Below are 26,601 nucleotides of genomic sequence, written 5' to 3' on the forward strand. Positions count from 1 at the left end.
GGAAACCCCATCATGACGACGTCATTCTCAAACACCGTGGTAGGCCTTGTCGCCCTGCTGCTGATCCTTGGCAATCAAGTCAAAGCCGACGGCATGGTCCCGGACACCTCCGTGGTGATCGTGCATGAAGCCGAAGGCGAAGCGGCGGTGTCGGTGACCAATACCGACAGCCAGCTCGCGCTGCTGCATGTGACCTTGCAGGACATTCCTGAAGACACCGAGCCGCTGTTGGTGGTGACACCGCCGCTGTCACGGGTAGAAGCGTCCAAAACCCAGCTGGTGCGCTTCATTCTGCAAAACCAGAAGCCGTTGCTGACCCAGCGGCTTAAACGGGCAGTGTTCGAAGGTATGCCCCAAGGTCGCGCCGCCACCGCCGCCGGTCACGCCCGTGTGGGCGTGACCGTGCGCCAGAACCTGCCCGTGATCGTGCACCCCAAGGGCCTTGCGCCGAACCGCACCCCTTGGACCGACCTGACCTGGACGCTGCGCGACGGCCAGTTACAGGTGCGCAACGACACGCCTTATGTGGTGCGCCTTGCACAGGAGCTGTTGCTGTTGCCCGGTGACGGCAGGGCAATGCTGCCGCGTACCTATGTGCTGCCGGGCGAAGCTTTGAGCGTACCGGCCAGCGGTGGCCAGGCCAGAACGGTGCGTCTACAGCCGGCCACGGTGTATGGGTTTGCGGTCAAGGCCTACGACGCCCCTATCACCCTCTGACTGACAACCACAGGTGTCGTGACAGACCGGCACCTGGATAACGAAGTGACGGCTTATTGACCGTCACCAGAGCGCCTGGAATCCCCGACACAACGGGGGCCAGTGCACTCACTACTCGAGTACCTTGCGTGAAAACAGTATTGAGTTACCGTGACGGCGAAGCCGTGTCCGATACCCCCGTCTGCCAGACCTTGCCGCTGGTGTTGTTACTGTGTGCCCTCGTGCCCGACAAGGCTTGGGCCGACGATTCCAGCCCGGTTGGCTTCGACGCCCAGACCTTGCATCAGCGTGGCATTGACCCACAGCTGGCCAGCCTGTTGCTGGCGGCACCGCGCTTCGCTGCCGGGCGGCACACCGTTAACCTGCGGGTCAACGGCCAACGCCGTGGCCGACAGGATCTGACCTTCGATCAACAGGGCAACCTGTGCCTGGACCGCGCCTTGCTGGACGCCGCTGACCTGGTGACGCCCAGCGAGACGCCAGGCTGCCGGGATTTTCTCGCGCAGTATCCACAAACCCTGGTGGAGCCGGACCCGGCGACACTGACGGTGTCACTGGTGGTGCCCACCGAAGCCCTGCGGCCCGTGCAGCAGGATATTTCAGGGTATGAAACCGGCGGTTTTGCCGGGCTGCTCAACTATGACCTCAGCGGTTTTTACAACCGCTTCGGCGATGACGCCAGCCGCTTTGGCTCGGCCAATACCGAAGTCGGGTTCAACGCCGGCGACTGGATCGTGCGCAGCCGCCAGGTGCAGACCTGGCAGGATGGCCTGTCGCGCAGTACGCATCTGGAGGCCTACGCGCAACGCACCTTCGCCAGCCACCAGGCGGTGCTGCAGGCCGGGCAGATCAACCTCTACAACCCGGTGCTCTCCGGTGCGCAGATCACCGGCGTGCAGGTGCTGACCGAACATGCACTTCAAGAACAGGGTCAGGGCGCGCAGATCCAAGGTATCGCCAACAGCCCGGCGCAAGTGGAAGTACGTCAGAACGGAGCACTGATTCACTCCACCGTGGTGCCTGCCGGGCCTTTCACCTTGAACGATGTACGTCGGTTGAACACGCGCTCGGATGTCGAAGTCACGGTCAAGGAAAGTGTTGGCGGTGAGCGACGTTTCACCGTGCCCGCCGCCATGCTTGGCCTCGGGTTGCCGGCTCCGGGCTACTCCGTGGCCGCAGGCCGAGTACGCAATGTGGGTGACGCCGAGGGTAATGATCCTTGGGTGGTGAGTGCCGGCTGGACCGGCGCCTTGCACCCGCAACTGACACTGGGGAGTGGCGTGCTGGCCGCCAGTGAATACCGTTCGGTAGGCGCCAGCCTGGGCTGGTTGCCGTGGCTTGACAGCCAGATCCAGCTGTCAACCCAACTGTCCAACACCCAGGGCTGGGAAAAAGTCTCGGGTGTACAGACCGACCTGTCATGGTCCCAGCGCTTGAGTGAACAGTGGTCGGTCAGCGCCGCCAACTCCTGGCGCAGCATCGGCTACCGCGAACTCGAAGAAAGCACCTATGAGCGCGACCACAGCCATGAGAGTAATGACAGCCGTCGCAACTCCCGCTATCGCGACCAGCAAAGCCTCAACCTGGGTTGGTCGCATCCGCTGCTGGGCGCCTTCAGTGCCGGGGTTTCGCGCTCGTCCAACTTTGCCGGTGACAGCAGCAGCCGCGCGCTGGCGTCCTGGGGTACCAGTATCGGCGCCGTGTCGTTGTCGGCCAGTGCCGAGTGGCAAATGGGCGGCCGCGAGCAGCGAGACAACGCCGTCTATCTCAACATCAGCGTACCGCTGGGCGAAAGCCGCAGGCTACGCAGCTGGGTGCGCAATTCCGGCGGTGAAAACCGTACCGGCCTGGGCCTGACCGAACAGATCGACGACCAACTCAGCTACCGCGTCAGCGCCGAACACGACAGCAGTGACCATCAGGTGGAAACCTCCGTAGGCGTCTCGGCACTGCCGCGCTACAGCCAGCTCGATTTCAGCTACAGCCGCTCCGACGCCGAGCGTTCGAGCTACCAGGGCGGCGCTCGTGGCGGTGTGGTGCTGCACGGCGACGGCGTGACCTTTTCGCCCTACCCGGTGCGCGACACCTTTGCCGTGGTGTCGGTCGGCGACATGAGCGGCATTAAGCTCAGTACCCCCAGCGGCCCGGTGTGGACCGACTGGCAGGGCCAGGCCGTAGTGCCGCAAGTTGCCGCATACGGGCGCAGCCCGGTTGAAGTGCAGACACGCTCACTGCCGCGCAATGCCGATATCAATAACGGCCTGGCGATGATCTCGGCCGGGCGTGGCGCGGTGGACCGCGTCGAATTTGGCGTCGGCCTGACCCGTCGAGTGCTGCTTACCGTCAGCAACGACCAGGGCGCGCCGCTGCCTGCGGGCGCCTCCGTCAGCACTGCCAGTGGCGAATTCGTCACCTTGGTGCAGGACGGCAGCCAGGTGTTTCTGCCCAATGTGCTGGAACAGCCGACGTTGTGGATCACCACGCCGCAAAGCGGGCGTTGCGAGTTGCGCTACGAACTGCCGGAAAAAGCCGACCCGGCGGTGTACTTCGAAACCGCTCCCGCACGTTGCAACCTGCCTTGAGGATGACCGCCATGCCCATCACAACTTATATGCGTCAACTGTGCCTGTGGCTGCTGGTCGGCGTAGCCGGCACTGCCCAGGCCTTGGAAGAATGCCAACTCAACGTCAGCGAACCGCTGGTGGATTTCGGCGTGATGAGCCGCCTGGCTCAAAACGACAGCGCGGCGCAACGCCTGCTGGGCGAACGGCGCCTGAGCGTGACCGTCAATTGCCCGCAAGCTGAAGACCTCAGCCTGTTCTACCGTGCCCTGGCCGCCAACCCGCAACGCCTGCAATTTACCGAGCACGGCAGTTATGCCATCGAAGTCGGCAACGCAGTGCTCGACGGCCGCAGCGTAGAACTGGGTTTGCTGCCCGCCGCCGGCCTGGCGCCCGTTACCAATGGCAACGTGCTGGAGTGGCGCCCCGGCCACGGCATAGCACCGGTCGAACAGGGTACGGTGGCTACGGGTAAAACCCTGTCGCTGCAACTGACGTTGCGCGCCTGGGCCGATATCGCCGCCACACAAGTGCGCGATGCCACCACCTGGGAAACCACCGGAACCTTGTACGGTGCAAAGCACGGGCGTTACCGGGAACTGACGCTGCGCGCGCACTTTGCGCCCATCGCCTGCCTGCCCTCGCTGTCGGACCACGGCGTGGTGGACTACGGCACCTTGTACGCCAAGGACTTGAGTGCCACCAACGAATCGCCGCTGCCCACCCGCACCCTGCGCCTGAGCGTGACCTGCGACGCGCCGATCCCCTTTGCCCTGCGCATGAAAGACAACCGCGACGGTTCGGCCACCGGCGGCACCGATGAAACCGCTTACGGCCTGGACCTGGACGCCAGTCGCAACAAGATCGGGCGTTTTTACCTGACCATCGACCCGGCGGAGTTCAGCGCCGATACCTTCCCCACGCTGTACCGCACCGACTCCACCAGCAATGGCGTGGCGTGGAGCAGCTCCACCGCACGCCAGATCCCGATGGCCGCCAACAGCATCCTCGGGTTTACCGACAAGACCGGTGTCACCACCGGCCCGGTCGCCATCCAGACCCTGACCGGCACCCTGCGCATCAAGACTTACCTGGCGCCCATGCAAAGCCTGGATCTGCGCGATGTGGTTCATATCAACGGTTCCGGCACCCTTGAAATCATCTACCCCTAACCCGTCACTGCAAGGAGTCCGCCCCATGAAAACCCACGTCCTTTACAGCTTGCTGTTACTGGCCTGCGCCCCCTCGGTACTGGCTGCCTCGGCAGTGGACTTGAGCGTCAAAGGCCTGATCACGCCCGCCGCCTGTTTGCCGCAATTCCCCGGCGGCGCCTTGATCGACTACGGCAAGATCGCCCAGCAAGACTTGAACCTGGCGACCGCCACGCGCCTGCCCGTGCAGACCCTGCGTATAGGCATCGCCTGCAACGGCCCTACCCGCTATGCCCTGCGCATGCGCGACAACCGCGACGGCTCGGCCATGGTCAACAGTGAGATTTACTACGGGCTGGGGTTTGATATCAGCGGCAACCGCCTGGGGGTTTACTCCATGACCTTCGACCCGCGCCAGACCCAAGCCAGCAACACCGCGCAGATCTTCGGCACCGAGTCCACCACCGGCGGCCTGGCGTGGCGCACGTCCAACCTCAACCCTATCGACATCGGCTCGCGAAGCTACCTGGGTTTTACCGAGGTCGAGGGCAGCGTCAGCGGGCCCACGGCCATCGGCACCCTGGTGGGCGCCGTGACGGTGCAAACCGTAATCAACGCCCGGCAGAACCTCGACTTGAGTGTGGAAACCCCACTCGATGGCTCGGCCACCCTGGAGGTGGTGTACCTCTAGAGCTTCTCGCTGGTCACTTGAACGTAGCGCGCACGTCCGGCGCCCAGGCCCGCGACAATCGCGCCCAGGCCGATCACGCCGAAGATCCAGCCGATGGCCGACCAGCCGCCGGTCCAGTCATGCACCAGGCCGACCGCAAACGGCCCCATCGACGCCAGGGTGTAGCCAATGCCCTGGGCCATGCTCGACAGGTTGGCGGCGACATGGGAATCACGCGAGCGCAGCACGATCAGGGTCAGCGCCAGGCTGAAGGTGCCGCCCTGCCCCAGGCCGAGCAGAATCGCCCAACCCCACAAGCCATCCAGCGGCGCATACAGGCAACCGAACAGGCCGCCAAGGGTCAGCAGCATCACCACCACAATCGCCAGGCGCTGGTCCTTGCCGCGGGTGGCCAGCCACGGTGCGGCCAGGGAACTGAGCAGTTGCACGATGATGGAACCGGACAACGCCAACCCTGCCTCGGTGGCGCTGAGCCCCCGGCCAATGAGGATTGACGGCAACCAGCCAAACACAATGTAAGCCAGGGACGATTGCAGGCCCATGTACAAAGTCACCTGCCAAGCCAGTGGGTCACGCAGCAAGCCCTTGACCCGGTAAGCCACCTGATGGGCGCCGTGCTTTGGTCCGACTTGCGGCAACCAGAACAACGCCGCCAGCAACGCCGGGATAACCCAGAACCCCAGTCCGACGGCCCAGCTGTCTGCGAAGTACTGACTCAGGGGCACCGTGGCCCCGGCTGCCAACGCGGCGCCCAGACACAATGCCATGGTGTAGACGCCAGTCATGGCGCCCGCCTGCCTGGCAAAATCACGCTTGACGATACCCGGTAGCAATACACCGATGATGCCGATGCTCGCGCCAGCGATCAGGCTGCCCGCGAACAACCCCACTTCACCGAACGAACTGCGCAGGATGATGCCGCCAGCCAGGGTGAGCAGAATCCCCAGCACCACGCGCTCAGCGCCAAAACGCCTGGCCAGGATCGGCGCAGTGGGCGCGAACAGGCCCAGGCACAACACCGGCAAGGTAGTCAGCAAGCCCGCCTTGGCAGCGGACAACCCCAGGCTGCTGGACACTTCTGCCAGCAATGGCGCCATGCTCGACAGCGCCGGGCGCAGGTTCAATGCCACCAGCACCAGGCCCAGCAGCAGGAGCCACGGGCGAGCCACCAACGGAGGGGCCTGCTGGACGGCTTCGTCATCGGCTTCGGCGTCAATCAACAGTTCTTCGAGTTCAGTCGTACGTTTGGCTTCAAGGTTCATTGATCAACTGCCGGCAGAGGGATTTGGCACATTCGGGGTCTTGGTTTTCCACCGCGTCGAGCAAGGCGATATGCAGGTCGAATACCGCCTGGCGACGTGGTGAGATGTTCAGGGTCTGACGCAACTGGGCGCCGACAATGCTGGAGAAATACTGGTACAGCTCGCTCAGCGCCGGGTTGTGCGCTGCATCCACCAGGCGCTTGTGGAACACCAGGTCGGCGCTGATATAGGCCTCCAGGTCACCGTGGTACAACTCGCCGCTGCGCTCAAGGGCTTCACGCAACCCTTCGAGATCGTCCTCGGTACGACGCAACGCCGCCAGGCCGATGGCCTCCACTTCGAGAATCTGCCGCGTCTCCTGCGCCTGCGCCAACGTGCAGTGGGACAGTGCGCGCATCGTCCCCAACGGGTCGGTCATCGAGCGCAAGTAACTGCCGTCGCCCTGGCGGATTTCGATCAGACCCGAGAACGCCAACACACGCATGGCCTCACGCACGGTATTGCGGCTGATGCCCAGCTCGGCGGACAACTCCGGCTCGGTGGGCAGGCGCTCACCGATGGCCCATTTGCCTTCAGTTATACGCCAGCGCAGTTGCTCCAACGCTTGATCGACCAGGGAGCGTTTGATCAGGGGGGCGATGTCTGTCATGAGTTTTGCACTTTCGTCCAATCATAGGATGAATTTTCCTACAGCCTATTCAGACTTGCCCACAAAGGCAACGCACTAGGGTTCATAGGCAGCAAAAGGAGCAGTATTTTCGATTGGTAAAATTACCCTTTAAGGGTAATTATTGGACTCAGGTGTCTTATGGAAAAGTACACACCTCACTACGATCTGGCCGTGATCAAGGCGGATGTCAGGCGACTGGGTGCAAAAGCATTCACCCGTGCAGCCAAGGAGGCGGGAAAGCAACTCGACCTCGACATCAGCGAGATGCAGGCGGTCGTTTTCAAACTACAGAACAGGATGCTGTACAAGTCGATGACCACCTATGCCGATCACCGCGTCTGGCAGGACGTCTACCACATCCATTCACACGGTCTGGAGATTTACATCAAGGTCACTTACTGCTCCGGCGGTAACCCACCGGTGATCTCCTTCAAAGGGATGAACCTATGAACACCCAACATTGCTTCATATGCGGTGCCCCCGACGCCATGGTGCGTTTTGAGGGCCGCAGTGAAACCCTGCGCATCAAAGGCATGGAACAGCACATTGAGGACCTGTCCGGCTGGGAGTGCCAACTGTGCGAAGACGGCATGTATGACCCCGACAGCAGCGAACGCCATGCCAAGGCAAGTGATGACCTGCTGCACGCCGCGCGACGGATGATGGGCGCCGAACTCAAGCGTATCCGCCGCAAGCTGCACCTCACGCAAAAAGAAACCGTGCAGTTGTTGTCCGGTGGCGGGCACAACGCATTCTCACGTTACGAACGCGGAGAAATAACGCCGCCCAAACCGTTGATGGTGTTGATGCGCCTGCTGGACCGTTACCCGCATTTGCTCGCCGACGCCAAAGAGCTGGCCGAAGGCGCAGACCTGCGCAACGCCTTTACTTGCACGACCCATAACCAAACACAAGAAGCCCTCAAAGCGTCTTGAACAGGCAAAAATAAACCCGGCACCAGCAGGCTTTTTATGGGTGTTCTGCAGAGCAATGGCGATCAAATGTGGGAGCCGGGCTTGCCCGCGATGGCGGTGGGTCAGCAGCAGATGTACGCACTGCTGTACCGCTATCGCAGGCAAGCCAGCTCCCACATTGGTTTGTGTTCGCCAAAGGTTATGCAGCCTGCAGGCTGGGTTTATGGGTTCAAGCTTCGATCAATGCAGAATCTGGCTCAAGAACAACTTGGTCCGATCATTCTGCGGGTTGTCGAAGAAGTCATTGGGCGCCGCCTGTTCCACGATCTCGCCCTTGTCCATGAAGATCACGCGGTTGGCCACGGTGCGCGCAAAGCCCATTTCGTGGGTGACGCACAACATGGTCATGCCGTCTTCGGCCAGGCCGATCATGGTGTCGAGCACTTCCTTGACCATTTCCGGGTCGAGTGCCGAAGTCGGCTCGTCGAACAGCATGATTTTCGGTTTCATGCACAGGGCACGGGCGATGGCCACACGCTGTTGCTGGCCGCCGGACAGTTGCCCCGGAAACTTGTGCGCCTGCTCCGGAATGCGCACGCGCTCAAGGTAATGCATGGCAATTTCTTCGGCCTTGCGCTTGGGCATCTTGCGCACCCACATCGGCGCCAGCGTGCAGTTCTGCAGGATGGTCAGGTGTGGGAACAGGTTGAAGTGCTGGAACACCATGCCGACTTCACGGCGGATCGCTTCGATCTGCTTGAGGTCGTTGGTCAGTTCCACACCATCGACCACGATGCGGCCCTGCTGGTGTTCTTCCAGGCGGTTGAGGCAGCGGATGGTGGTGGACTTGCCCGAACCCGACGGGCCGCACAGCACGATACGCTCGCCCTGCTTGACGTTGAGGTTGATGTCTTTCAACACGTGGAACTGGCCGTACCACTTGTTGACGCCCTGCATCTGGATAATGCCTTCAGGGCTCACAGGCTGTTTGATCGCTTCGCTCATAACAACAACTCCTAACGCTTGTGGCCTGTGTCGAGCTTGTGTTCCAAATGAATGGAATAGCGCGACATACCAAAACAGAAAATCCAGAACACCAGGGCGGCGAACACGTAGCCTTCAGTGGCCATGCCCAACCATTTAGGGTCGGCAGCGGCTTGCTTGACGCTGTTGAGCAGGTCGAACAGGCCGATGATGATCACAAGGCTGGTGTCCTTGAACAACGCGATAAACGTGTTGACGATGCCAGGGATCACCAGCTTCAGGGCTTGCGGCAGAATCACCAGGCCCATGCTGCGCCAGTAACCCAGGCCCATCGCCGCAGCCGCTTCGTACTGACCCTTGGGAATCGCCTGCAAGCCACCGCGCACTACTTCAGCCACGTAGGCCGACTGGAACAGGATCACGCCGATCAATGCGCGCAACAGCTTGTCGATGCCCATGCCTTCAGGCAGGAACAGCGGCAGCATCACCGAGGACATGAACAGCACGGTGATCAACGGCACGCCGCGCCAGAACTCGATGAAGGTCACGCAGACCACCCGAATCGCCGGCATGTTCGAGCGTCGCCCCAGCGCCAGCACAATGCCCAACGGCAAGGCGCCAGCGATACCAACAGTGGCGATCACCAGGGTCAACATCAAGCCGCCCCATTGGCTGGTGGCCACGTTGGTCAGGCCCAGAACCCCACCGTGCAGCAGGCAGTAGGCGATGATCGGGTACAGCACCAGGAAACCCAGGCCATACACAGCCTTGCGTTGAAACCGCGAGATGAACAACGGCGCCACGCCCACGATAGCCAGCCACACGGTCAGGTCCACGCGCCAGCGCAGGTCGCCGGGGTAGTAGCCATACATGAACTGCCCGAAGCGCTGTTGGATAAACACCCAGCAGGCGCCCTCTTTGGTGCAATCGGCGCGCGTGGTCCCGACCCAGTTGGCATCCAGGATGGCCCAGTGCAGGATGGGCGGCACGATCAGGTAAATCAGATAGAACGCCAACAGCGTCAGCAAGGTGTTGAGCCAGCTGGAAAACAGGTTGGCGCGCATCCAGGCCATCGGTCCGAAGACTTTGTTCGGCGGCGGCATATCGGGTTTGAAAGTATGCGAACTCATGTGCGTTTCCTCACCGCTCGATCAGCGCAATGCGCTTGTTGTACCAGTTCATCAGCAGGGAAATGCTGATGCTGATCGCCAGGTACACGCTCATGGTGATGGCAATGACTTCGATGGCCTGGCCGGTCTGGTTGAGCACCGTGCCGGCAAACAGCGAAACCATTTCCGGGTAACCGATACCGGCGGCCAACGACGAGTTTTTCGCCAGGTTCAGGTATTGGCTGGTCAGCGGCGGAATGATCACCCGCAGGGCTTGCGGGATGATGACCTTGCGCAGCGTTGGCCCAGGGCGCAGGCCTAGGGAACGTGCGGCTTCGGTCTGGCCGTGGCTGACGGACTTGATGCCCGAACGCACGATCTCGGCAATAAACGCCGCCGTGTACACGGTCAGCGCCAGGGTCAACGCCAGCAGTTCAGGGATCAATACCCAGCCGCCGACGAAGTTGAAACCTGAAAGCTTGGGCATTTCCCAGTGCAGCGGCGCGCCGAAGACCAAGGCACACAATGTCGGGATCACAATAAACAACGCCAGGCCCGCCCAGAACTTATGGAACGGTACGCCGGTGGCCTCAAAGCGTTTGTTGGCCCAGCGCGCCATCAGCACGATTGCCACAATGGCAACCACCACACTGGCCACAAACGGCCAGAACCCATCGGCAGCAATCGCCGCCGGCATGTTCAAGCCACGGCTGCTGACGAAGAACGTGTCACCGAAATTATGGCTGTTGCGCGGCCCCGGCATGGTCAGGAATACCGCGAAGTACCAGAACAGGATTTGCAGCAGCGGCGGAATGTTGCGGAACACTTCCACATACACCGTCGCCAGCTTGTTGATCATCCAGTTGGGCGACAAGCGCGCCACGCCAATGATGAAGCCAAGGATAGTCGCCAGGACCACACCGATCACAGTCACCAGCAAGGTATTAAGCAGCCCGATCACGAAGACGCGGGCATAGCTGTCCGATTCGGTGTAGTCGATCAGATGCTGAGCGATACCGAAGCCGGCACTGCGCTCAAGAAAGTCGAAACCCGAGGTGATACCCCGGTGTTGAAGGTTGGTCTGCGTATTGTTGAAGAGGTACCAGCCCAGCGCGACCACCGCCACAATCGTGATGATCTGGAAGAGCCACGCACGCACTTTAGGGTCGCTGAAGCTGAGCTTCTGCTTGGGTGCGCCGATTTGATTTTGCATGAAGTGCCCCGCAAAGAATGGAACAGAACATCACCCGGTGGTTGGCCCACCGGGTGATAGAACCATCAGCGATCAGCGCACAGGGGGTGCGTATTGAATGCCACCGTTGGTCCACAGTGCGTTCAGGCCACGGTCGATTTCCAGTGGGGTGCTCTTGCCCAGGTTGCGCTCGAACACTTCACCGTAGTTACCGACTTGCTTGACGATCTGTACAACCCAATCTTTTTTCACTTTCAGGTCTTTGCCGTATTCGCCATCAGCACCGAGCAGACGCGCAACGTCCGGGTTCTTGGTGGACTTGGCTTCAGCTTCAACGTTTTTCGAAGTGATGCCAGCTTCTTCAGCGTTGAGCATGGCGTAGCCAACCCAGCGCACAATGGCCAGCCACTCGTCGTCGCCGTTACGCACGACCGGGCCCAGTGGTTCTTTGGAGATGGTTTCCGGCAGAACCACGTAGTCCTTCGGCGAAGCCAGCTTGCTGCGCTGTGCGTAGAGCTGGGATTTGTCCGAGGTCAGCACGTCGCAACGACCGGATTCCAGCGACTTGGCGCTTTCATCGGAGGTGTCGAAGGTGATCGGCGTGTATTTGAGGTTGTTGGCGCGGAAGTAGTCGGAAACGTTCAGCTCAGTGGTGGTACCGGCCTGGATGCAGATGGTTGCACCGTCCAGTTCCTTGGCGCTTTTAACACCCAGCTTGTTGTTCACCAGGAAGCCAACACCGTCGTAGTAGGTGATGAAGCCTGGGAATTTCAGGCCCATGCCCGCATCGCGCGAACTGGTCATGGTGGTGTTGCGCGACAGTACGTCGACTTCGCCGGACTGCAGCGCGGTGAAACGCTCCTTGGCGTTCAACTGGCTGAATTTGACCTTGGTTGCGTCACCGAACACGGCAGCGGCCACAGCGCGGCAAACGTCAGCGTCGATCCCGAGGATCTTGCCGCTGGCATCCGGCACCGAGAAACCCGGCAAGCCATCACTCACGCCACATTGCACAAAGCCTTTCTTCTGCACGGCGTCCAGGGTGGCGCCAGCTTGGGCAAAACCACTGACACCCAGTACAGCAGCCGCGGAAACGATGGCCAGGGTGGATTTCAATACCTTCATTCAAACCTCCAGTTGCTCTTGTTGTGTCGGAGCTAAAACCCCAGCGCACCCTTATGAGGCGATATCAACCCGTGTTGGCTTTTTTTAGGGTCAAGCGGCATGAGGTTTTCGCGGTAATTCCAGTTGCTATCCCACAAGCGGCAGTCACTGATAGTGTTACCGTCCCAAGATAGTTCTGACATCGACCTACACATAGCAAGGCGCGTACCAGAGTGGTGGCTGAGTCGTTTCAGCCCTTGGTCAATAGAAAAACATTCAACGTTGCGACATTCTCTTAACAGATCAACCCGTCGCGCACCGTTCCGACGCACCCAATCGGAGCGCACGCACATATATGGAGCAGATATGACCGAACCCTTGATTCTTCAGCCCGCCAAGCCCGCAGACGCCTGCGTTATCTGGTTGCATGGCCTGGGTGCCGATCGCTACGATTTTTTGCCGGTGGCCGAAGCGTTGCAGGAAAGCCTGTTGAGCACCCGCTTCGTTTTGCCCCAGGCACCGACACGTCCGGTAACCATAAATGGCGGTTACGAGATGCCGAGTTGGTACGACATCAAGGCCATGAGCCCGGCTCGCTCGATCAGCCTGGAAGAGCTGGAAGCCTCGGCCAAAATGGTCACGGATTTGATCGAAGAACAGAAGAGAACCGGAATAGACGCTTCGCGAATTTTCCTCGCCGGTTTTTCCCAGGGCGGCGCCGTGGTTTTCCACACCGCCTTCCTTAAATGGCAGGGACCGTTGGGTGGCGTAATCGCCCTCTCGACTTATGCACCGACCTTCGGGGATGAGCTGGAGTTGTCCGCCAGCCAGCAGCGCATTCCAACGCTGTGCCTGCACGGCCAATACGACGACGTGGTGCAGAACGCCATGGGCCGCAGCGCCTACGAGCATTTAAACAGCCGTGGTGTCACCGTGACATGGCAGGAATACCCAATGGGTCACGAAGTGTTACCTCAAGAGATCGCCGATATCGGTGCCTGGTTGACCGCCCGGCTGGGCTGAAAACCACAGTTTATGTAGCCGTATGACAGACGCACTACGCCGCGCCCGTTTCTTGCATTACACTGGCCGGCGTACATTCCTTAACCAATTAATGAGATCACCGTGCTCAAAGCACTTAAGAAGATGTTCGGCAAAAGCGAGGCTGAGCCGCTCGCGCCAGTTCCCAGTGCTCCTGTGCCCTCCTCCGGCAGCCGCAATGACGGCCAACAGCCCGGCCGGACCGCACCTGCCGCACAGCCGCAGAAGCCAAAGGTGACCGCGCCCGAACAGGCCCAACCTGTCGAGGCAGCCCCCGCGCCGGCGCCGAAAGCGCCCCGTCGTGAACGTGCACCGAAGCCGCCCGTGACCCCGTGGAAACTCGAAGACTTCGTGGTTGAACCCCAGGAAGGCAAGACCCGCTTCCATGACTTCAAACTGGCCCCGGAACTGATGCATGCCATCCAGGACCTGGGCTTCCCGTACTGCACGCCGATCCAGGCGCAGGTGTTGGGCTTCACCCTCGCCGGCAAAGACGCCATCGGCCGCGCGCAGACCGGCACCGGCAAGACCGCCGCGTTCCTGATCTCGATCATCACCCAGCTGCTGCAAACGCCACCGCCCAAAGAACGCTACATGGGTGAGCCGCGTGCACTGATCATCGCCCCGACCCGCGAGCTGGTGGTACAGATCGCCAAGGACGCCGCCGACCTGACCAAGTACACCGGCCTCAACGTCATGACGTTCGTGGGCGGCATGGACTTCGACAAGCAGCTCAAGCACCTCGAAGCCCGTCACTGCGACATCCTGGTGGCCACGCCAGGCCGCCTGCTCGACTTCAACCAGCGCGGCGACGTGCATTTGGACATGGTTGAAGTGATGGTGCTGGACGAAGCCGACCGCATGCTCGACATGGGCTTTATCCCGCAAGTGCGCCAGATCATTCGCCAGACCCCGCCGAAAAACGAGCGCCAGACCCTGCTGTTCTCTGCGACCTTCACCGAAGACGTGATGAACCTCGCCAAGCAGTGGACCACCGACCCGTCCATCGTCGAGATCGAAGCGCTGAACGTTGCCAGCGAAAACGTTGAGCAACACATCTATGCCGTGGCCGGGGCCGACAAGTACAAACTGCTCTACAACCTGGTCAACGACAACGGTTGGGAGCGCGTGATGGTGTTCGCCAACCGCAAGGACGAAGTACGCCGCATCGAAGAACGCCTGGTGCGCGATGGCGTCAATGCCGCGCAACTGTCCGGCGATGTGCCGCAGCACAAGCGTATCAAGACCCTGGAAGGTTTCCGCGAAGGCAAGATCCGCGTGCTGGTGGCCACCGACGTGGCCGGGCGCGGCATTCACATCGACGGCATCAGCCACGTGATCAACTTCACCCTGCCGGAAGTACCGGACGACTACGTGCACCGCATTGGCCGTACTGGCCGTGCCGGGGCGGCGGGTGTTTCGATCAGCTTTGCGGGGGAAGATGACTCGTACCAGCTGCCGTCGATTGAGACGTTGCTGGGTCGTAAGATCAGCTGCGAAACGCCGCCGACGCATTTGCTGCGGGCTGTGGAACGCAAACGCCCTTAATAGCTGAAATGCAGTAGGAGATGTGGGGGCTGGCTTGTGTAGGAGCTGGCTTGTGTGGGAGCTGGCTTGCCTGCGATAGCATCTCCTCGGTGCAACGGAAAAACCGAGGTGCCTGTATCGCAGGCAAGCCAGCTCCCACACAAGCCCAGCTCCCACATTTGGATCTCCATCGATCTTCAGCAGATGCTCACTTCCAACGCTCCGCCGCCGCGTGATCACTGCCCCGCCCTTCCACCCAACGTGGCCCCTCAGGCGTGTTTTCCTTCTTCCAGAACGGCGCCCGCGTCTTCAAGTAATCCATCACAAACGCACAGGCATCAAACGCCGCCTGGCGATGCGCGCTGGCTGCCGCAACAAACACAATCGGCTCGCCCGGCTCCAACGCGCCGATCCGGTGCAGCACTTCCAGCTTGAGCAACGGCCAGCGCTGCCCGGCTTCCACGGTGATCTTGGCCAGGGCTTTTTCGGTCATGCCGGGGTAATGTTCAAGGAACATCCCCGACACGTCGCGCCCCTCATTAAAGTCGCGCACATAGCCGACAAAACTCACCACCGCGCCCACGCCAACATTGGCGGCGTGCATGGCGTTGACCTCTGCGCCGGGGTCAAATGCCTCGGCCTGTACACGAATGGCCATGCTCATCCTCCGGTCACGGGCGGAAAAAACGCCACGTCATCACCGGCCTGCACCGGCTCGTCGAGGCTGCACAGCTCCTCGTTGCGCGCACACATCAGGCTGCTCTCGTTGAGCACCGCAAACTCAGGGTCTGCCGCCAACGCCAGTCGCACCGCATCGACGGTAGCGAACTCGCCTTCCATCTCCAGCGAATCGAAGCCTGTCGCTTCGGCGTAACGCGCAAAAAACAATACGTTGATGCTCATGCCTGGTCCGCCTTGAAATGCCCGCTTTTGCCGCCAAGCTTTTCCAGCAGGCGAATACTTTCGATGGTCATGCCACGGTCCACGGCCTTGCACATGTCGTAGATCGTCAGCGCGGCGACGCTGGCGGCGGTGAGCGCTTCCATCTCCACGCCAGTCTGGCCGCTGAGTTTGCAGCGCGCGAGGATATGCACAGCGTCCACACCGTCGGCGCGCAGTTCAACCTTGACGCCGGTCAGCATCAGCGGATGGCACAACGGGATCAGGTCGCTGGTTTTTTTCGCCGCCTGGATCCCGGCGATGCGAGCCACGGCAAACACGTCGCCCTTGGGGTGGGCGCCGTCGACAATCATTTTCAGGGTTTCGGGCAGCATGCGCACCCGCGCTTCGGCCACGGCTTCACGGAACGTCACGGCTTTGTCAGTGACGTCGACCATGTGGGCGCGACCTTGGGAATCGAGATGAGTCAGCACAGGGATACTCCTGATCAGGAGCGGCAATTGTAAACCTGTGAGTCAATTTTGCGCAGGGCTGTTTATCCTTGAAGAAGAACATCTGTGGCGAGGGAGCTTGCTCCCGCTGGGCTGCGAAGCGGCCCCTGCTCTTTACTTTAAGAGCATGGGACTGCTTCGCAGTCCAACGGGAGCAAGCTCCCTCGCCACAGGGTATCGGCCGTTAGAACCGGAAAGTAAACCCGGCGTTGATCCCGTTGTTGTTACCCCGATTGGACAGCAAACCGCTGTAGTTCAACGACACCAGCGTGTCCTTGGTCAGGGCCATTTCCGCACTGGCCTTGATCACCGCGCCATCGCGGGCCACCGGCACACTATTGACCGCAAAGGCGTTGTCGCTGCCGGCAAACTTCAGCGAGGCGTCGCGATCGGTGTCGCCAAACTGATGCTCCCAGCCCAGCTCACCGCGCAACGTTACCGCCGAGGTCGAGCTGACCGGCAGTTGGGTATGTGCGCGCAGGCCCAAGGTGGAAAGCGTGGCGTCCTGGCTTTGCTTGCTGGCATGCAAGGCTGCGGCGCCGCCTTTTTCCTTGAACGAATCGCTCTGGTAGTTCAGGTAGGTCAGGTTGGCGAAGGGTTCGAACTGGTTCCATTGGGTGTAACCGATCTCGGCAAACACTTGGTCGGTGCGCGCGTTGTAGTCAGCTTTGTCGTAGTCCGACTGGTTGGCGTACGCCACGCGGCGCGAGCTGTCGATACGATGCCAGGTGGTGGCACCGCCCATGCGCAGGGCGATGGTGTCGAAGCGTTTACCGCCGTAGATCGACAGGTGATAGTTGTCGCTGTCTGCCGATGCCGACTCGCCATTGAGGTGGCTTTGGGTGTAGCCGGTGGCGGCGCCCACACGCCAGCCGTCGCCGACCTCGGTGTCCAGGCCCAGCAGCACGCCACTGGTAGACGAGGAGTAGCCGCTGGCGTTGTTGTCACCGCTGACGTTATTGCGACCGCCCAGCAGCTGTACCCAGCCGCCGTTGTCGTGAGTGTCGATCTGCGCGCTGGAGTCCAGCGCCTGAGCCTGTTGCAGACGGCCGTTGACCGCTTCACGAATGTAACGGCTGTCCGCCATTTGCGCTGCGGCCACGTCCGAGTGCAGTTGCCCCGAGAGTTGCTTGAATGCGGCCTGTGCCTGAGCTGCCGAATCTGAAGCCAGCAGGCTTTCATACACCGGGCTGCCTGCGCCCAAGGCTTCGGCCGCCGTCGCCACGGCGCGTTCATTGCGGGTTTGCGCGATGCTGGCAAACGTCGTCTGGTTACGCGCCACCGCCAGGCTCAGTTGGTTCGGCTGATAGCTCAGCTGAGTGCCGATAAACAGGTAGTTGGGCGTGATCGCTGCAAACTGGCCGTTGATGCCCTGGCTGGCCGTCAGGATGTTGAACTGCTGGCCCACCAGGCTACGGGCCTCAGTGGCCGACAGCAGGTTCGGGCTGTTTTCCAGGGACACGGTCACCACACCACCGTTGAGGGTGGCGACGCCGCTGCTCTGAATCTGGTCGCTTCGCCCGTTCGGGCCGACCTCCACGGCATACACCGAACCAGGGTTGAAGGTCACGTCGCCGGTGTGCAGCGTGCCGATCGAATGGCCCGGCGCCACGCGCCCGCCTGTGTTCACGGTCAAGGCACCCACCGTGCCGTTACCGGCCAGTGTGCCGCCCAACGTGGTCATCACGCCGTTATCCGCATTGCGGGTGCCTACCGCGCTGCCATCCACGGTCACCGCGGAGGTCAACGAGCCGTCTACCGACAGCTTGCCGCCGCGTACCCAGGTGCTGCCCGAATAGGTGTTCTGGCCCTCGAGCACCAGTTCGCCGTCGCCGGACTTGGCCAGGCTGCCGACGTAGGTCGTGCCGGTGAGCAAATCCTTGCCGCGTGCCAGCGTCGCCTGTTCCCGGGCGTGGCCGATTTCATATTCAAACTGGTCATCGTCAGAGGCATTGGCGGGCAAGCCGTTGACCCAGCCCTTCTGTTGCTTGGTGGCAGCCCAGGTGGCTTGTTCGGCGGTGTCTTCTACACGGCGGGCGCGGATTGCCTCATCGGAAATCGGGTTGGCCCAGATATCGCGTGTACCACCCGGCAAGGCCACCGCCACCGAGCCGAGGAACTGCCCCGGCCCTTGCATGGCTTTTTGCAGGTTGGGCAAGCCCCAACCGCTGACCACGCCCGGCACTTGCGGCGTGCCTGGCGCGGCGTCGTGCACCGGCTGCAGGTTGTCGTAGGTGCGGCCACCGGTCAGGTCGCCCACCGGCGTATCGGGACCGTCCGGCGCTTGCAGGCTGGAGGTGGTCAGCAACACATCCCGCGCCTGGCTGGCGGTCATGTAAGGGAAGCGTTGAATCACCAGCGCAAGCGCCCCGGAAACGCTCGGCGCAGCCGCAGAGGTGCCGTTGGCGTTGGGGATAATTTCCCCTTCGGGTCCGGTGGACGGGATGCCTGAAACGCCCATCACGCACCACCACTTCGACGTGCCGCAGCGGTTGTAGACCTGAGCGCTGGTCTCGTCGTAGCCGGTGATCGAGAGGAATTTGCTCTCGATATCCGGCTTGAAAAACGGCAGGTTGGCGTTGGTGTCCGGGTTGGCGCCGTGGCTGTCGTTGCCCGCCGAGATAATCTGGATAAAGGTGTTTTGCCGCGCGGCGTCAGCCATCGCGTCCATCCAGGTCTTTTGCCCGGCGTGGGCCTTGTCCCAGAACGGGCGATAGGCAGCGGTCATGTCGCGCAAATTATCGGCCGCGCTGTCGCCTACGTTGCCGAAGTGGTTTTCCACATCATTGCGCGAATTCTGACCCCAGCTCTGGTTGACGATCGAGACGTTCTTCGCCGCCAGCGCGTTGTAGCTGGCCATGAACGCGTTGTAGTCCAGGTCATTGGAGCCCTGGAAACGGTTGTCATCGGTGCCGCCGGTATTGGCGACAAAAATATTCGCATCAAACGCAATGCCATGCATGCCGGTGCCGTTGCGGCTGGCGCCCAGTACGCCGGACATCTCCGTGCCGTGACCGTCATTGATCTTCGGGTCGTACTCGCCGGAAATACTGAAGTGCTCGCCTTTTTGGAACTGGCCGTCCGGCGTGTCATGAATGTAACGCGGGTGGGTGGCGTAGTACTCGCCAGTGGAGGTCACTGCCTGCACTCGGTCCTGGCCCTGGGCATTCTTGCCCTGGAACTCGAAGTGTTCAGTGAGGATGCCTGAGTCGAGCACGCCGACGTTCACGCCCTTGCCGGTCATGCCCAGGGCATAGGCGTAATACGCGTTGGTGCGGTCCAGGCCGGAGTTGACCTGGGCTTCGGGGGTTTTCCAGGTTTGCGCGTTGGCGCTCCAGTCACGGGTGGCGCCAGCCCAGGATTGGCCGGCATTCAGTTGCGCGTTGAGGTTGCTGCTCACGCCAGGCTCTACGTAGGTGTAGGGCTTGGCCGCCGGCAGGTTGGCGATAATGGCCTTGGAGAAGTCGAGAATATTGGTGGTATAGCGCCCGCTGTTGCTGAACAGCCGGCTGCGGTAGTAATCCAGGCGCGAGGCGTAGTCCAGCGGGCGTTTGGTATCGCCGAGCATGGCGCCGATGGTGAGGTTTTCCGGTTGCAGTTCGTAGTTTTGCTTGAGGGCCGAATCGAACTTGCCGGACTGTGCGGCAAAGTCCTTGGCGGCCAGGTCGACGATATCGGCGTAGGCGAACCGCAGGTTTTTATACACATCGGTGTTGGGGCCAAACGAGGCAACGGCTTTTCTGAAGGCCGACTCCAGCACTGGCGACGTGTAGGGGTTGGCGTCATCGGCCCAGGCCATGGAGCCCTGGCCCAGCCATAAGGCCAAGCCGAGTGCGATGGGTGTAAGGGGTATCGATTTGGAGCCTGTAGCGCGCTTGCGTTTTTGCGACAAAGTGAAGCCATTACCTGCTGCGTCCATTTTCCTTTCCCTTTGGATATGTGCTTCGTCAATGAGCGATGTATCGGGCTTTTTGTAATAGGCAGGATCACGCACAAGACCAACGCCGGGTCTTGAATAAATCGTCGAATCAAAGCAATCGCGTTTCGACGGGGTTACGCGGTTTTCTTATAGTTTTCGGCGATAAAAAATGTAACAAAATAATTACAAAGCCTACAAGCACCCAGGACGCATTAACGAAGACAAATGTCGCCCATAACAAAAACCCCGGACTTCGCGAGAAATCCGGGGTGTTTTGTGGCATTTAGCCACTAACTACAGCACGGGCGATTACAGATGGGATTCGGCGTACTCGGCCAGAATCGAACGTGGCACCCCTTGCAGCGCGATGTGCACGCCGTTCGGGAAGTCTTTAAAGCGTTCCGTCAGGTAGGTCAGCCCGGAGCTGGTCGCGGACAGGTAAGGGGTGTCGATCTGTGCCAGGTTGCCCAGGCACACCACTTTGGAACCGGCGCCGGCACGGGTGATGATGGTTTTCATCTGGTGCGGCGTGAGGTTCTGGCATTCATCGATCAAAATCAGGCTCTGCTGGAAGCTGCGACCTCGGATGTAATTGAGGGATTTGAACTGCAACGGCACTTTGCTGAGGATGTAGTCGACGCTGCCATGGGTGTTTTCGTCATCCATGTGCAAGGCTTCGAGGTTGTCGGTGATCGCCCCCAGCCACGGCTCCATTTTTTCCGCTTCGGTGCCGGGCAGAAAGCCGATCTCCTGGTCCAGGCCCTGCACGCTGCGGGTGGCGATGATGCGGCGATAACGCTTGGTCACCATGGTTTGCTCAATGGCGGCCGCCAGCGCGAGGATGGTTTTCCCCGAGCCTGCAGCGCCGGTCAGGTTGACCAGGTGAATGTCCGGGTCGAGCAGCGCATACAGCGCCAGGCTCTGGTAGATGTCACGCGGTTTCAGGCCCCAGGCTTCCTGGTGCAACAGGGGTTCCTGATGCAGGTCGAGGATCAGCAGCTTGTCGACCTGGATCTCTTTGATCCAGCCCACAAAACCCTGTTCGTCGATGATGAATTCATTGATGTGCACGGCCGGCAGGTTGTCGATCAACTGCACCTGGTGCCAGGTACGGCCATGGTCCTGACGGGTTTCGACCTTGCTGACCAGATCCCAGAAGGAACCGGTCACGGTGTGATAACCCCGCGACAGCATCGACACGTCGTCGACGAGCTGGTCGGTACTGTAGTCCTCGGCAGCGATCCCACACGCTCGTGCCTTGAGGCGCATATTGATGTCTTTGGTCACCAGCACCAGGCGCAGGTCCTTGTCGCGCGCGTGCAGGTCGATCAATTGGTTGATGATTTTGTTGTCGTTGAGGTTTTCCGGCAGCAGGCTGTTGGGCTCGCTGCGCTTGCTCATCAGAATCGACAGCAAGCCCTTCGGCCCGCTTTTGCCGCGCTGGATCGGCACGCCGACTTCAACGTCCTCGGGTGAGGCTTCGCCCAGGGTCTTGTCGATCAGGCGGATCGCCTGGCGGCATTCGGCAGCCACGCTGTGGTGCCCGCTTTTGAGTTTGTCGAGCTCCTCAAGCACGATCATCGGGATGGCGACGTGGTGTTCTTCGAAGTTAAGCAGTGCGTTTGGATCGTGGATCAATACGTTGGTATCAAGCACATAAAGGATTGGCTGGTCGGAAGAAGGGTTACGTCCATGATCATCCATACTCGGTCACCTTTGTGGGAGCCATTCGACGCAATACCTGGGCGGTGCTGCGCCTCGATTCGACCACCGACTGCACCTGAGTGACGTCAAGTGCAGTGCCCACATGAGGAGTCTTGGAAGACGCCACCTGTGTTGCAGGGTTCGGCGATCTGACTTCGTAATACCGCAAAACCCATGACAGGAAAAAGCACTTTGACGCTTTTTTGAAGTTTATTTTTCAGGATGACGAATAGCACTAGCCGAGTGCCAGTGACCCCGTTAAAGTCGGAAGTCCGCCTGCATCGAAATGTCGCACAAAATCACCCCTGAATTCCCCCATCCCTAACAGGGCCGGGCACTTCAGCGAAATGCCTCCCGGCAGTCCTGCCACCCCAAGCCACTTTGCGCCGTTGCCTGCAATAACATCGGCAATGCCACCCGCGCCTTGTCCTGGGTGTCGTGAAACACGATCACGCCTTTGCGCCACAGCAGCATCAACGTCAGCACCCGTTGCGCCGACTCATCGGCCTTGAGTTTGCCCGGTTCGTCCTGGGAGTCGATGTCCCACAACGCCACCTGCAAACCCTGGGATTGGAAGAAACCCTGGCTGTCGGCACGGCGCTGGCCATAGGGCGGGCGAAACAGCGGAACGTAGTTTTCCGGCATCAGGTTCTGCACCAGCGCAGCGCTGCGCGTAATCGAGCTTTGCCACTCGACCCAATGGCTGTGGGAGCGGTATTGCCAACCCTGGGTGCCCACGCACTGGCCTTGGTACAAGGCCTGCACGTCACTGCTGGAACTGCGCTCCACACGGGTTTGCAAACTGCTGCCAAGGGCAAAGAACATGGCGTTCATCTTCTGCTTGCGCAGGTAGTCGGTGAGCCAGTCGGTATTGCCGCTGACCGGCGCCGGGCCGCCGTCGAAGGTCAGCAGGAACAGACGGTCGTTGAACTCGTCGCCATTGCGTTCGTGGTCACCAAAGCGCAGCACTTCGCTGCTGATCTGCGGGAACAGCGCGGCTTTGCGCAACAGCTCCTCCAGGTAGCGTTCATGGAAGTTATGGCTAGGCCCGGCCCAGCCTATATAGAAGGAGTTATCGCTGACCTGGAACTTGCCGGCCTGCTCGCGCAGATCGTCCATGTTTTCCACCAGGTAGCAGAACGAGGCGTCCTCTTCGCAGCTCTGCTGGGCCGCCGTGTAGTTTTCCAGCAGGCGCTGCCAGAGCTGGCGACGCAGGTCGTCGATGGCGGCGAGGTTGATATTTTTCAGACCAAGACGCTGCTTGAGGGCGGCCTCATCCTGGTTTTCGCTGGCCAGCAGGCTATGGGCGAACATCAGGATTTCAGCGCGCGAAGCGACATCGAACAGCGCCGGGCTGCTGAGCTTTTCGGGCCAGATGCCACGGTCCAGGCTGGCGACATCCACCGGCGCGGCGCTGGCGTTCAGGCACAGTAAGCAGGCTGACAATAATAGTGCTAGGCGCACGCAGGGTCTCCCTCTCCAGAGTTACCGCCCATCATAGCGGATCGTGCCTATCGCCATCATAGGTGGAGTCAAACCACTCAACCCCCTAGAATCCCTGCCACGATTACAGGAGCCAACTTCATGCTGATGGTGATTTCCCCCGCCAAAACCCTCGACTTCGAGTCAAAGCCGGCAACCCCACGCTTCACTCAACCGCAATACCTCGACCACTCCCAGGAACTGATCGAACAATTGCGCGAATTGAGCCCGGCGCAAATCAGCGAGTTGATGCACGTCTCCGACAAAATCGGCGGCCTCAATGCCGCCCGTTTCGGCAGCTGGACCCCGGCCTTCACGCCGGCCAACGCCAAGCAGGCGCTGCTGGCGTTCAAGGGCGACGTCTACACCGGCCTGAATGCCGAAACCTTCAGCGATGCCGACTTCAGCTACGCCCAGGACCACCTGCGCATGCTCTCGGGCCTCTACGGCCTGCTGCGCCCGCTGGACCTGATGATGCCGTACCGCCTGGAGATGGGCACCAAACTGCCCAACGCCCGCGGCAAAGACCTCTACGCATTCTGGGGCACGCGCATCAGCGAATGGCTCAATGAAGCGCTGGCCGATCAAGGCGACGACGTGCTGCTCAACCTGGCCTCCAACGAGTACTTCTCGGCGGTCAAGCGCACGGCTCTGAACGCACGGATCATCAACACCGAGTTCAAGGACCTGAAGAACGGCCAGTACAAGATCATCAGCTTCTACGCCAAAAAGGCGCGGGGCATGATGAGCCGTTTTGTGATTGAAGAACGCATCAATGATCCTGCCAAACTGAAGCAGTTTGATGTGCAGGGTTATCGCTTCAATGCGGAGCAGTCCAAGCCGGATAATTTGGTGTTCCTGCGCGATCACGCACCGGAATAGCGCCCGCTCTCACTCCGCACTCGAACTGTGGGAGCTGGCTCGCCTGCGATGGCGGAGTGTCAGGTAAAGAAATACTGACTGATCCACCGCTATCGCAGCGATGCGGCGACCCGACAAGCCAGCTCCCACAGTTTTGTCTGCATTCCACGCCGGAAAAGTCATTTACTTGACGTCAAAAAATCCGCAGGCAGATTCCTAACGAATCTTTCACTCGACATTCGTCATTTTTTTTCGTAGTGGCACCACTTTTTTCAAACACTAGTGGCACAAAACTATCCCCTCTCTTCAACTCCCCATATCCACTCGCCCAAATAGCAAGTGCTATCAATATAGTACCAGTGCCATCTTTTCTAATATTTCAAGAAATTTCCGGAAACAGGATGAGCGGCCAGGAACTTCACCCTAAAGCACCGCTCATACCACCGGTAACGAAATTCTCTGTTGCTGTAAGAGATGACTTACATGACCAACCCACGGAAGTAGCAAAGTTGTCATATTTCAACTTTGACTCAGGAGTCATATTGCCAATTAATTAGTTGATAGCGGCGACAAGGATGAATTGCCACGCACTATAAGGCCAAGGCCAAGCTTCCCCTAATGGGTCAGTGATACAACCCAAGGCATTGATATTTAAAGGCTATCAGCCTCTATCAAGGCCCTGCGGCACTGACGCCAGGCCCTTCTCCCAGGAAGGCCGGCTGCATTTCAGGGCAAGCTCCAATAACAAGGCCACGTTGCGCACACCTTGGGTGCACTTTTTAGTCACTCGTCATTAAACATGCCTGCACGCGGTAAGTCGGCGTCTATTCGCCCAACTTTCGCGGCATCAGTGACGCTTGCAAACATGAACTCCAGCCATCTAATGGCCTGTATTAAACAACGAGGTAATTGCGATGCGCATCAGCATATTTGGTTTGGGTTACGTTGGCGCAGTCTGTGCCGGTTGCCTGTCTGCCCGTGGCCATGAAGTGGTCGGCGTAGACATCTCCAAGGATAAGATCGACCTGATCAACGCGGGTAAATCGCCGATCGTTGAACCGGGTCTGGGCGAACTGTTGAGCCAAGGCATCGCAAACGGTCGACTGCGCGGCACTACCAACTTCGCCGACGCCATCCGCGATACCGACCTGTCGATGATTTGCGTGGGCACGCCGAGCAAGAAAAACGGCGACCTGGAACTCAACTACATCGAAGCGGTATGCCGCGAGATCGGTTTTGTCCTGCGTGACAAAACCACCCGTCACACCATCGTGGTGCGCAGCACCGTATTGCCGGGCACCGTAGCCAATGTGGTGATCCCGATCCTGGAAGACTGCTCCGGCAAAAAAGCCGGTGTCGACTTCGGCGTGGCGGTGAACCCTGAGTTCCTGCGTGAATCCACGGCCATCGCCGACTACGACTTGCCACCGATGACCGTCATCGGCGAATTCGACAAAGCCTCCGGCGATGTCCTGCAGTCGCTGTACGAAGAACTCGATGCACCGATCATCCGCAAGGACATCGCCGTCGCCGAGATGATCAAGTACACCTGCAACGTGTGGCACGCCACCAAGGTCACCTTCGCCAACGAGATCGGCAACATCGCCAAGGCCGTCGGCGTCGATGGCCGTGAAGTGATGGAAGTGGTGTGCCAGGACAAGACCCTCAACCTGTCCCAGTACTACATGCGCCCAGGCTTCGCGTTCGGCGGCTCGTGCCTGCCCAAAGACGTGCGCGCCCTCACCTACCGCGCAGGCTCGCTGGATGTGGAAGCGCCGCTGCTCAACTCGCTGATGCGCAGCAACGAGTCCCAGGTACAGAACGCCTTCGACATCGTCGCCGGCCATGACAAACGCAAAGTCGCCCTGCTGGGCCTGAGCTTCAAGGCCGGCACCGACGACCTGCGCGAAAGCCCGCTGGTCGAACTGGCGGAAATGCTGATCGGCAAGGGTTTTGACCTGAGCATCTACGACAGCAACGTCGAATACGCCCGTGTCCACGGCGCGAACAAGGACTACATCGAAGGCAAGATCCCGCATGTGTCGTCGCTGCTCAATTCCGACTTCGACGACGTGATCAACAACTCCGACGTGATCATCCTCGGCAACCGTGACGAGAAATTCCGTGCCCTGGCGCAGAACGCACCGCACGGCAAGCAAGTCATCGACCTGGTGGGCTTCATGTCCAAGGCCACCAGTACGACCGGCCGCACCGAAGGCATTTGCTGGTAAGGGGCAGCAGTAAGTTTTAAGCGGCAAGCGGCAAGTTAAAAGCGCTGATTTTGAGGCTTGTAGCTTGCAGCTTGCAGCCCTACTTCTCTG

The 26,601-nt window shown here is 60.3% G+C and carries 22 protein-coding genes; 10 read left to right on the forward strand and 12 right to left on the reverse strand.

Annotation, left to right across the window (positions count from 1 at the left end):
• Positions 1–12 precede the first annotated feature (12 nt).
• The 4 genes from ACQY47_RS09470 (at position 13) to ACQY47_RS09485 (ending at position 5,120) form a co-directional block, all read left to right on the forward strand.
• Positions 13–717, forward strand: coding sequence for a fimbria/pilus chaperone family protein (locus ACQY47_RS09470; RefSeq protein ID WP_099548442.1), 705 nt, complete (start codon positions 13–15; stop codon positions 715–717).
• 128 nt (positions 718–845) lie between these two features.
• Positions 846–3,299: a fimbria/pilus outer membrane usher protein gene (locus ACQY47_RS09475; RefSeq protein ID WP_428557002.1), complete on the forward strand. Its 2,454-nt coding sequence runs from the start codon at positions 846–848 to the stop codon at positions 3,297–3,299.
• Positions 3,300–3,310: 11 nt separating this feature from the next.
• Complete coding sequence (locus ACQY47_RS09480; RefSeq protein ID WP_428557003.1) at positions 3,311–4,450, forward strand: DUF1120 domain-containing protein; 1,140 nt, start codon at positions 3,311–3,313, stop codon at positions 4,448–4,450.
• A gap of 25 nt (positions 4,451–4,475) precedes the next feature.
• Positions 4,476–5,120, forward strand: a complete 645-nt coding sequence (locus ACQY47_RS09485) for a DUF1120 domain-containing protein (RefSeq protein WP_138816743.1) — start codon at positions 4,476–4,478, stop codon at positions 5,118–5,120.
• Here ACQY47_RS09485 and ACQY47_RS09490 read toward each other — a convergent pair.
• A complete protein-coding gene (locus ACQY47_RS09490) occupies positions 5,117–6,382 on the reverse strand; it encodes a CynX/NimT family MFS transporter (protein WP_428557004.1) in 1,266 nt (421 codons plus the stop codon). The genes ACQY47_RS09485 and ACQY47_RS09490 overlap by 4 nt on opposite strands.
• Positions 6,372–7,031 (reverse strand): FadR/GntR family transcriptional regulator, encoded by a 660-nt coding sequence (locus tag ACQY47_RS09495; RefSeq protein ID WP_428557005.1) that lies wholly within the window; start codon positions 7,029–7,031, stop codon positions 6,372–6,374. The genes ACQY47_RS09490 and ACQY47_RS09495 overlap by 11 nt, the downstream gene beginning before the upstream one ends.
• 159 nt (positions 7,032–7,190) lie before the next feature.
• Here ACQY47_RS09495 and ACQY47_RS09500 point away from each other — a divergent pair, with 159 nt between their 5' ends.
• Complete coding sequence (locus ACQY47_RS09500; protein WP_170036301.1) at positions 7,191–7,502, forward strand: type II toxin-antitoxin system MqsR family toxin; 312 nt, start codon at positions 7,191–7,193, stop codon at positions 7,500–7,502.
• On the forward strand, positions 7,499–7,987 hold the full coding sequence (locus ACQY47_RS09505) for a type II toxin-antitoxin system MqsA family antitoxin (RefSeq protein ID WP_138449595.1): 489 nt from the start codon (positions 7,499–7,501) through the stop codon (positions 7,985–7,987). Before ACQY47_RS09500 ends, ACQY47_RS09505 begins: the two co-directional genes overlap by 4 nt.
• A gap of 219 nt (positions 7,988–8,206) precedes the next feature.
• Here the strand turns inward: ACQY47_RS09505 and ACQY47_RS09510 are convergent, their stop codons facing one another.
• The 4 genes from ACQY47_RS09510 to ACQY47_RS09525 form a co-directional block, all read right to left on the reverse strand.
• Entirely contained in the window at positions 8,207–8,971 is a 765-nt protein-coding gene (locus ACQY47_RS09510) for an amino acid ABC transporter ATP-binding protein (protein ID WP_003171943.1), read from the reverse strand.
• A gap of 11 nt (positions 8,972–8,982) precedes the next feature.
• On the reverse strand, positions 8,983–10,080 hold the full coding sequence (locus ACQY47_RS09515) for an amino acid ABC transporter permease (protein WP_017135200.1): 1,098 nt from the start codon (positions 10,078–10,080) through the stop codon (positions 8,983–8,985).
• 10 nt (positions 10,081–10,090) lie between these two features.
• Positions 10,091–11,272: an amino acid ABC transporter permease gene (locus ACQY47_RS09520; protein WP_017135201.1), complete on the reverse strand. Its 1,182-nt coding sequence runs from the start codon at positions 11,270–11,272 to the stop codon at positions 10,091–10,093.
• A 72-nt stretch (positions 11,273–11,344) separates the two neighbouring features.
• Positions 11,345–12,376 carry an amino acid ABC transporter substrate-binding protein gene (locus ACQY47_RS09525; protein WP_056858938.1) on the reverse strand — a complete coding sequence of 344 codons (1,032 nt, stop codon included), beginning with the start codon at positions 12,374–12,376 and terminating at the stop codon, positions 11,345–11,347.
• Between the two features lie 345 nt (positions 12,377–12,721).
• On the opposite strand from ACQY47_RS09525, the gene ACQY47_RS09530 reads away from it, so the two are divergent.
• Both ACQY47_RS09530 and rhlB read left to right on the forward strand, forming a co-directional pair.
• Positions 12,722–13,378: an alpha/beta hydrolase gene (locus ACQY47_RS09530; protein WP_017135203.1), complete on the forward strand. Its 657-nt coding sequence runs from the start codon at positions 12,722–12,724 to the stop codon at positions 13,376–13,378.
• A gap of 96 nt (positions 13,379–13,474) precedes the next feature.
• Positions 13,475–14,944: an ATP-dependent RNA helicase RhlB gene (gene rhlB / locus ACQY47_RS09535; protein ID WP_026013543.1), complete on the forward strand. Its 1,470-nt coding sequence runs from the start codon at positions 13,475–13,477 to the stop codon at positions 14,942–14,944.
• Between the two features lie 187 nt (positions 14,945–15,131).
• Here the strand turns inward: rhlB and moaE are convergent, their stop codons facing one another.
• From moaE to ACQY47_RS09565, 6 genes are all read right to left on the reverse strand, one after another.
• Positions 15,132–15,581, reverse strand: coding sequence for a molybdopterin synthase catalytic subunit MoaE (gene moaE, locus ACQY47_RS09540; RefSeq protein ID WP_236460840.1), 450 nt, complete (start codon positions 15,579–15,581; stop codon positions 15,132–15,134).
• 2 nt (positions 15,582–15,583) lie between these two features.
• On the reverse strand, positions 15,584–15,826 hold the full coding sequence (moaD, locus tag ACQY47_RS09545; protein WP_428557006.1) for a molybdopterin converting factor subunit 1: 243 nt from the start codon (positions 15,824–15,826) through the stop codon (positions 15,584–15,586).
• Complete coding sequence (gene moaC / locus ACQY47_RS09550) at positions 15,823–16,296, reverse strand: cyclic pyranopterin monophosphate synthase MoaC (RefSeq protein WP_017135207.1); 474 nt, start codon at positions 16,294–16,296, stop codon at positions 15,823–15,825. Before moaC ends, moaD begins: the two co-directional genes overlap by 4 nt.
• 202 nt (positions 16,297–16,498) lie before the next feature.
• A complete protein-coding gene (locus ACQY47_RS09555) occupies positions 16,499–20,233 on the reverse strand; it encodes an autotransporter domain-containing protein (protein WP_428557007.1) in 3,735 nt (1,244 codons plus the stop codon).
• A gap of 309 nt (positions 20,234–20,542) precedes the next feature.
• Positions 20,543–21,937, reverse strand: coding sequence for a PhoH family protein (locus tag ACQY47_RS09560; RefSeq protein WP_012722339.1), 1,395 nt, complete (start codon positions 21,935–21,937; stop codon positions 20,543–20,545).
• A gap of 339 nt (positions 21,938–22,276) precedes the next feature.
• Positions 22,277–23,401: a polysaccharide deacetylase family protein gene (locus tag ACQY47_RS09565; RefSeq protein ID WP_099548425.1), complete on the reverse strand. Its 1,125-nt coding sequence runs from the start codon at positions 23,399–23,401 to the stop codon at positions 22,277–22,279.
• 120 nt (positions 23,402–23,521) lie between these two features.
• Between ACQY47_RS09565 and yaaA the strand changes: the two genes are divergently transcribed.
• A complete protein-coding gene (yaaA, locus tag ACQY47_RS09570) occupies positions 23,522–24,301 on the forward strand; it encodes a peroxide stress protein YaaA (RefSeq protein ID WP_017135211.1) in 780 nt (259 codons plus the stop codon).
• Positions 24,302–25,194: 893 nt separating this feature from the next.
• A complete protein-coding gene (locus ACQY47_RS09575; RefSeq protein ID WP_428557008.1) occupies positions 25,195–26,511 on the forward strand; it encodes a nucleotide sugar dehydrogenase in 1,317 nt (438 codons plus the stop codon).
• The last annotated feature ends 90 nt before the right edge of the window (positions 26,512–26,601 follow it).

The organism is Pseudomonas edaphica (assembly GCF_965277385.1).
Taxonomy (GTDB): domain Bacteria; phylum Pseudomonadota; class Gammaproteobacteria; order Pseudomonadales; family Pseudomonadaceae; genus Aquipseudomonas; species Aquipseudomonas edaphica.

Excerpts from the sequence above, each read along its gene's own strand:
- yaaA (WP_017135211.1), top strand. The coding sequence starts at position 23,522 with ATGCTGATGGTGATTTCCCCCGCCAAAACCCTCGACTTCGAGTCAAAG.
- ACQY47_RS09520 (WP_017135201.1), bottom strand. The coding sequence starts at position 11,272 with ATGCAAAATCAAATCGGCGCACCCAAGCAGAAGCTCAGCTTCAGCGAC.
- ACQY47_RS09490 (WP_428557004.1), bottom strand. The coding sequence starts at position 6,382 with ATGAACCTTGAAGCCAAACGTACGACTGAACTCGAAGAACTGTTGATT.
- ACQY47_RS09480 (WP_428557003.1), top strand. The coding sequence starts at position 3,311 with ATGCCCATCACAACTTATATGCGTCAACTGTGCCTGTGGCTGCTGGTC.
- ACQY47_RS09470 (WP_099548442.1), top strand. The coding sequence starts at position 13 with ATGACGACGTCATTCTCAAACACCGTGGTAGGCCTTGTCGCCCTGCTG.
- ACQY47_RS09560 (WP_012722339.1), bottom strand. The coding sequence starts at position 21,937 with ATGGATGATCATGGACGTAACCCTTCTTCCGACCAGCCAATCCTTTAT.
- ACQY47_RS09510 (WP_003171943.1), bottom strand. The coding sequence starts at position 8,971 with ATGAGCGAAGCGATCAAACAGCCTGTGAGCCCTGAAGGCATTATCCAG.
- moaD (WP_428557006.1), bottom strand. The coding sequence starts at position 15,826 with ATGAGCATCAACGTATTGTTTTTTGCGCGTTACGCCGAAGCGACAGGC.
- ACQY47_RS09485 (WP_138816743.1), top strand. The coding sequence starts at position 4,476 with ATGAAAACCCACGTCCTTTACAGCTTGCTGTTACTGGCCTGCGCCCCC.
- ACQY47_RS09505 (WP_138449595.1), top strand. The coding sequence starts at position 7,499 with ATGAACACCCAACATTGCTTCATATGCGGTGCCCCCGACGCCATGGTG.
- ACQY47_RS09575 (WP_428557008.1), top strand. The coding sequence starts at position 25,195 with ATGCGCATCAGCATATTTGGTTTGGGTTACGTTGGCGCAGTCTGTGCC.
- moaE (WP_236460840.1), bottom strand. The coding sequence starts at position 15,581 with ATGGCCATTCGTGTACAGGCCGAGGCATTTGACCCCGGCGCAGAGGTC.
- ACQY47_RS09555 (WP_428557007.1), bottom strand. The coding sequence starts at position 20,233 with ATGGACGCAGCAGGTAATGGCTTCACTTTGTCGCAAAAACGCAAGCGC.
- ACQY47_RS09495 (WP_428557005.1), bottom strand. The coding sequence starts at position 7,031 with ATGACAGACATCGCCCCCCTGATCAAACGCTCCCTGGTCGATCAAGCG.
- ACQY47_RS09500 (WP_170036301.1), top strand. The coding sequence starts at position 7,191 with ATGGAAAAGTACACACCTCACTACGATCTGGCCGTGATCAAGGCGGAT.
- ACQY47_RS09525 (WP_056858938.1), bottom strand. The coding sequence starts at position 12,376 with ATGAAGGTATTGAAATCCACCCTGGCCATCGTTTCCGCGGCTGCTGTA.
- ACQY47_RS09530 (WP_017135203.1), top strand. The coding sequence starts at position 12,722 with ATGACCGAACCCTTGATTCTTCAGCCCGCCAAGCCCGCAGACGCCTGC.
- ACQY47_RS09515 (WP_017135200.1), bottom strand. The coding sequence starts at position 10,080 with ATGAGTTCGCATACTTTCAAACCCGATATGCCGCCGCCGAACAAAGTC.